This window comes from Streptomyces sp. rh34, from assembly GCF_002551245.1.
GTDB lineage: Bacteria > Actinomycetota > Actinomycetes > Streptomycetales > Streptomycetaceae > Streptomyces.
Window position 1 is genome coordinate 1 of record NZ_NTGZ01000448.1, and the last position, 2977, is coordinate 2977.

The window sequence follows — 2977 nt, forward strand, 5'->3', positions numbered from 1 at the left end:
GGCGAAGGCCGCGCCGCCGGGCACCGGGCGGGAGACGAGCGCCGCCTTGCCCACCGCGCGTGCGGTCAGCCGGCGGTCGCCGGTGACCCGGGCCGCCTCCTCGTCCGCCCAGCGCTCCGTGCTGTAGACCAGGGCCCCGAGCAGCGGCCACAGCAGCGGATTGACACAGGCGGCCAACCGGGTCGCGAGCAGCAACCGGTGGTGGCGTCCCGCCAGATGGGCCCGTTCATGGGCGAACAGCGCCCGGTGCTCGGCCGGTTCGAGGGAGGCGAGCAGCGCCGTGGAGACCATCACTCGCCCCGGGGAGCCGGGGAGCGCGTAGGCGTACGGGATGGCGTCGGGCAGCACGGCGACGTCGCCGCCGCCCGGCAGGCCCGCGAGCGCCCGGTGGGCCCGCGCCCGGAAGCTGTAGTGGCGGTGGAGGGTGAATCCGCAGGCGGCCGTCACGACGACGATGGCGAGGATGGACGCCTTGCCCGCGAACGCGTCGTGCGGCACGGCCTCGCGGACCTCGGCGTCGGACCAGCCGTCCGGCAGCGGATTGCCGGGCAGCTGGGCCGTGCCCACCACCACCAGCAGTCCGAGGCACACCAGGCTGCAGGAGGCGAGGATCACGGCGACGGTGGTCAGCAGCCGGGCGGCCCTGAGGGGGTGCAGGTGCTGTTCGGCCAGGCGCGCGATCGGCAACGCGGTCAGGGGCAGAACGAGGGGCAGGTAGACGAAGACGCCCATCGTCAGCGCTCCGGCCGGTCCGAGGGCGTGCCGGGGCCGCCGGGACCGCTCTCGGCGAGCAGGGCACGCAGCAGGTCCTCGTCGTGCGAGGAGAGGACGGAGACGAAGCTGGAGAGCACCGCGTCGCGGTCGCTCTGCTTGTCGAGGAGCCGGCGCATCCGCAGGGCGGCGAGCCCCGCCTCGTTCGCCACGGGCTCCCACAGGACGGGGCGCCCCCGCCCGGTGCGCGTGACCGCCTGCTTGGCGTGCAGACGCGTCAGGATCGTGATGACGGTGCTGTACGACAGGCCCGCGCCGAGCCGTTCCAGCACCCAGGCGGCGGTCACCGGCTCACTCGCCCCGCCCAGCACCGACAGCACCTGGGCCTCCAGCTCGCCCTGTCCACGCCTGCGGACAGGCGATTCCCGCTCGCCACCGGCTCCTTCGGCGTCCACGGCCCGACCCCTCTCTCCATCCGTCCGCCCGGCTCTGTCCGTTCGGCCGCCCGGCCGTGGCGTCCCGCCTGCCGGGTGTCGGGAAATCGTATCCAGTCGGCGGAGGGACCGGCGACCGGCCGGGGCCGGGCCGAACGCCTCCTGGCCCAGAAAATCTACAGTGCTGTAGATTTTTCTTGTAGTCGCAGCGTGCCCGCGCCGTCACCCGTGGCGTGGCCGCCACCACGTGAAAACCCGTCGCACAAGGGAGAACATCATGGGCGTGAGCCTCGCCAAGGGCGGAAATGTCTCGCTGAGCAAGGAGGCCCCGGGCCTGACCGCGATCCTCGTCGGTCTCGGCTGGGACGTCCGCACGACCACAGGCACCGACTACGACCTGGACGCGAGCGCGCTGCTCTGCGACGAGGCGGGCAAGGTGCTGTCCAACGAGCACTTCGTCTTCTACAACAACCTCAGGAGCCCCGACGGGTCGGTCGAGCACACCGGCGACAACCTCACCGGCGAGGGCGAGGGCGACGACGAGATCGTCAAGGTCGACCTCGCCTCGGTGCCCGCGACCGTCGCGAAGATCGTGTTCCCGGTCTCGATCCACGACGCGGAGAGCCGGGGTCAGAGCTTCGGCCAGGTGCGCAACGCGTACATCCGGGTGGTGAACCAGGCGGGCGGCGCGGAGATCGCACGTTACGACCTGAGCGAGGACGCGTCCACCGAGACGGCGATGGTCTTCGGCGAGCTGTACCGGCACGGCGCCGAGTGGAAGTTCCGTGCGGTCGGGCAGGGTTACGCATCCGGCCTGAGCGGCATCGTCGCCGACTTCGGCGTCAGCCTCTGAGCCGCCGGGCCCCGGCAGCGCACGCCCCACCGAAGTCACCCCAGGCACCCAGTCACCGAAGGCGGAACGATGACGATCAACCTCACCAAGGGCCAGCAGGTCAGCCTCACCAAGTCCGGCGGCGGCGAGCTCGGCGTCGTACGGATGGGACTGGGCTGGAAGTCCGCTCCCCGTAAGGGATTCCTGGCGCGGCTGACCGCCCGCGAGATCGACCTGGACGCCTCGGCGGTGCTCTTCGCGGGCCGGACCCCGCAGGACGTGGTCTTCTTCCAGCACCTGACCAGTGACGACGGTTCGGTCCAGCACACCGGGGACAACCGGGTCGGCGGGGCGGGTCAGGGCGGTGACGACGAGTCCATCGTCGTCGACCTGCGGCGCGTGCCGGTCCATGTGGACCAGATCGTCTTCACGGTGAACTCGTTCACCGGCCAGACCTTCGAGGAGGTCGAGGCGGCCTTCTGCCGTCTGGTCGACGAGAGCAACGGCCAGGAGCTGGCCCGGTACACCCTGACCGGCGGCGGGCGGAACACCGCCCAGATCATGGCCAAGGTCCAGCGGTCCGGCTCGGGCTGGCAGATGACCGCGATCGGCGCGGCGGCGGACGGTCGGACCTTCCAGGACCTGATGCCCGCGGTCGCGCAGCACCTCTAGAAAGTGCCTCCGACACGTCTCGAACGCCTCACCGGACAGCCGCGGGGGTGCGCACCCCCGCGGTCCGGCGGGCGGAACACCCACCACACAGGTGTCGTCACATCTGTGTCGACCGAGGGACAGCATGGGCAGACCTTCCCGGCTCGGGGACGAGGACAGATCCGACTACGGACGCGCACTCGACGAGGTGATCGCCTCCCCCGAGATCCAGCGCCTGCTCGACCGCTCGGGGGTCCCCGGCGGCCGGCTGCGCGTCCGGGGCCTGGCGGCCGTGGCCCTCACGGCTTCCGCCGCCGACGCCGAGTACCGGCGGTACGCGGCCCTGCGC

The 2977-nt window shown here is 72.0% G+C and carries 4 protein-coding genes and 1 pseudogene; 3 read left to right on the forward strand and 2 right to left on the reverse strand.

Features of this window, described 5'->3' with window-relative positions; genetic code table 11:
* Both CR470_RS37000 and CR470_RS37005 read right to left on the reverse strand, forming a co-directional pair.
* The coding region (locus CR470_RS37000; protein ID WP_097872086.1) for a M56 family metallopeptidase at positions 1-732 on the reverse strand (732 nt) is incomplete at its 3' end.
* Between the two features lie 2 nt (positions 733-734).
* Positions 735-1166: a BlaI/MecI/CopY family transcriptional regulator gene (locus tag CR470_RS37005; RefSeq protein ID WP_097872089.1), complete on the reverse strand. Its 432-nt coding sequence runs from the start codon at positions 1164-1166 to the stop codon at positions 735-737.
* Positions 1167-1422: 256 nt separating this feature from the next.
* On the opposite strand from CR470_RS37005, the gene CR470_RS37010 reads away from it, so the two are divergent.
* From CR470_RS37010 to CR470_RS37020, 3 genes and pseudogenes are all read left to right on the forward strand, one after another.
* A complete protein-coding gene (locus tag CR470_RS37010; protein WP_097872091.1) occupies positions 1423-1998 on the forward strand; it encodes a TerD family protein in 576 nt (191 codons plus the stop codon).
* 69 nt (positions 1999-2067) lie between these two features.
* Positions 2068-2649: a TerD family protein gene (locus CR470_RS37015; RefSeq protein ID WP_097872093.1), complete on the forward strand. Its 582-nt coding sequence runs from the start codon at positions 2068-2070 to the stop codon at positions 2647-2649.
* A 124-nt stretch (positions 2650-2773) separates the two neighbouring features.
* Positions 2774-2977, forward strand: a pseudogene (locus tag CR470_RS37020) (hypothetical protein); the annotation flags it as partial.